Annotated in this window: 1 protein-coding gene; it reads left to right on the top strand. The window is 44.8% G+C overall.

What is annotated here, in order from left to right:
- Positions 1–455: 455 nt before the first annotated feature.
- A partial coding sequence (locus B9G53_RS25710; protein WP_094536270.1) for a tetratricopeptide repeat protein occupies positions 456–2,839 on the top strand: 2,384 nt, incomplete at its 3' end.

The raw sequence follows: 2,839 nt of genomic DNA, 5'->3' as shown, positions 1-2,839 counted from the left end.
CTCTATCTACAGTACGGGCTTGGTGTCCCTAGGGGCAGAACGAGTTTATCTCTGCTTTTGCTTTTTCGGATTGTAGTAAAGATTTTATCCTTTACTTTTCTTCCTAGATACAAGGGGTAGAGCATTTGCGCCAATATTGATAAATTATCACGGCAATCTCTATACGCAAATGCTCTATCCTCTTCGCTTTGATCAAAAATCTGTGGCTGCATTGCGAGGTAGGGGCAGTGCATTCACAATAAAAGAGAATCTGAGAATTGATAAATCTCTGTGTGAATGCACTGCCCCTACATCAAATCCTTTACTTGACGATAAAGGCGATCGCGGATGTACTTTGGTTTTGATTTAGGCGATCACCTTTACCGCTAATTTATGAAGATTAATCCGTAGAAATGAGTAATAGCTTATCCTTGAGAAATATTTTAGTTGTGAAATGCAGTTAACGGCGATCGCTCATGTCAGATTTAATTACGCAACTATGTCAGCTAACGGCGGAGACACTTAAAGCTAATCCTCAAGGGGATTTGGCTGAGTTGGTGGAATTGGTCAAGGAAAACATTGATGCTGATTCACAGTTAGGTGAGGCAATTCAAAGCGATCGCCAGTTGACGCAGATTAATCGAGATGGGAGCAAGGGTTATCAAACTTGGGTTGCGGGTGGTGTTGCGAATATCGGCAATACTTACCTCAATGATGTGCAGCCAGAGATGTTGCAGGAAATCTTGCAACGGGTTTTAGCAGATATTCTGAAGTCACAGCCACAGGTCAAGCAAACCGTACTAGAAAACGTGAATGCTGGCGGCGATATCAATGCGACAATCACGCAGGAAATACATCACGAACCGAATAAAATCGCGGAAAGCATTGGGGTATTGGCACAACCTGACAGTACTGTGAATATTGGGACATTAACTGTCAACTATCCTCAGAATCGTGATCGCTCGGAAAAAGTCCTCCATCAAAATAGCTTCTATAACAATCTTGGCGATCGCGAAATTGATCGGGCTGGTAACTTTGTCGGACGGGATAAAGATTTAGAGGAATTGCACAATTTATTGCAGGCGCAAAGCGAAAGCTCACCTTTGCCAATGGTGTTAATTTCTGGCATGGCAGGGATGGGAAAAAGCGAACTGGCACGGCAGTATGGCAAATTGCATTTAGATGAGTATGCGGGTGGAGTGGGGATTTTTGAGGCAGCGCAGTTTGGCGAATCCCTTAGAGATTTTATGCAGTTGAGATTTTGTGAAGATGGGGATTTACGGCATTTCAGCAAATTAGAAACACAGGTAGAGGAAGGTTGGCAGCAGTGGCAAAAATTTTGCGGTGAGGAGAAAATAGCACTGATCTTGATTGATGACGTAACCGAATATCAAACACAGGTTTTGCCATACTTGCCGAAGAGTTTAGGAGATGTCCATCCGTTTCGATTTGTGCTGACCTCGCGATCGCTATTGCAGGGTAAATTAGCGGTGCTGGAAATTCGGGAATTGCAGACCGAGGCAGCATTACAGTTATTGACAAAATGGGCAGAACCAAATCAGCAAACCTTACTAGACAATCCTGTGATCGCCACCAGTCTTTGCAATCGTTTAGGCTGTTTGCCCTTAGCCCTAACTTTGGTGGGTAGTTGGCTAAAGAATTCCCAAGCACCTTTACCGATCGCGATCGCGGAATTAGAACAAAACGGGCTAGAAAGCGAAGTATTGGAACCCTATACAGAAGCTCCTGAAGATGTCGATCCTGACAAAAACATTAAGCAGGGATTGAAAGCAGTACTGATGGTGATTTGGCAACAATTGTCACCCGATGCCCAGCAACTTGGAAGAGTTTTGAGCTTATTTGAACCGATAAATTTGCCTTGGGAATTGGTGGTGTCAGTGGTGCAAGCCTATCCCAATCAGTCAGAAGCGCCAACCGTTCGCAAAAGTTGGTGGCAAAGGTTTAGGGATTCGTTAGGGCTGTTGTTGAGGAAGCTATTACCATTCTTAGCAAAACCAGTGATGCAGACAAAATCAGCCTTTGTCCCCATTCGCAATCTGAAGAAAGCAGAAATAGAACTACGGACAAAAAATCTGCTTCAAAGTGTAGAAGAAGGTAAAACCTATCGCTTACATCGGGTGACCCATGAGTTTTTGGGAACGCAATGGACAGATGCCGATCGCGAAGGTTGGGTAAATGCGTGGGTGCGTGGATTGAGCGATCGCGCCCAAGAGATTCCCGCCTCTGCGGATTGGGAGCAAGTGACGACTTGGCAACCCTTGCGTCCTCATTTTGAGTCGGCGATGAAAATTGCCGAACATTTGCGCCATACAGCCAAGAGTCCTGTGGCGATCGCTGTCTATAAAAGCCAAGCCAACAATCTCATGGCTGGCTGTTTTCGATTAAATCAAGCACCAATTTTTGAGAAAACCTATCGCCAAGCGAGAAGCAAGCATGACAGTGCAAAGGCGGCTCTGGCTAAGGGGCAAAATGCACTTGCTCAAAATTATTTTGAGGAGGCAAGAAAAGGTTATCAAAGAGCGATCGAGCAAGCGCGAGGGGCACTGCCTAAAAATAGCCAGATCTTGGCGGGTTATCTCTATCAGATATCCAAATTATTTTATAAACTAGGCAACTATAGCGCAGGTATTTCTCCCGCCGAAGAAGCTGTTGAAATTGTCAAAAACAAAGGAAACTCTCTCAAACTATCACTCTACCTCAACAACCTCGCAGAGATGTATCGTTTGAAAAGGAGGTATGAGGAAGCAGAACCACTGTATAAACAAGCCCTTGCACTGACGCAAGAACTTTTAGGAGAGCGCCATCCCTCTGTCGCCTCCAKTCTCAACAACCTCGCATT

The organism is Pseudanabaena sp. SR411, assembly GCF_002251945.1.
GTDB lineage: Bacteria > Cyanobacteriota > Cyanobacteriia > Pseudanabaenales > Pseudanabaenaceae > Pseudanabaena.
This window is presented reverse-complemented; position numbering and strand designations above follow the sequence as displayed.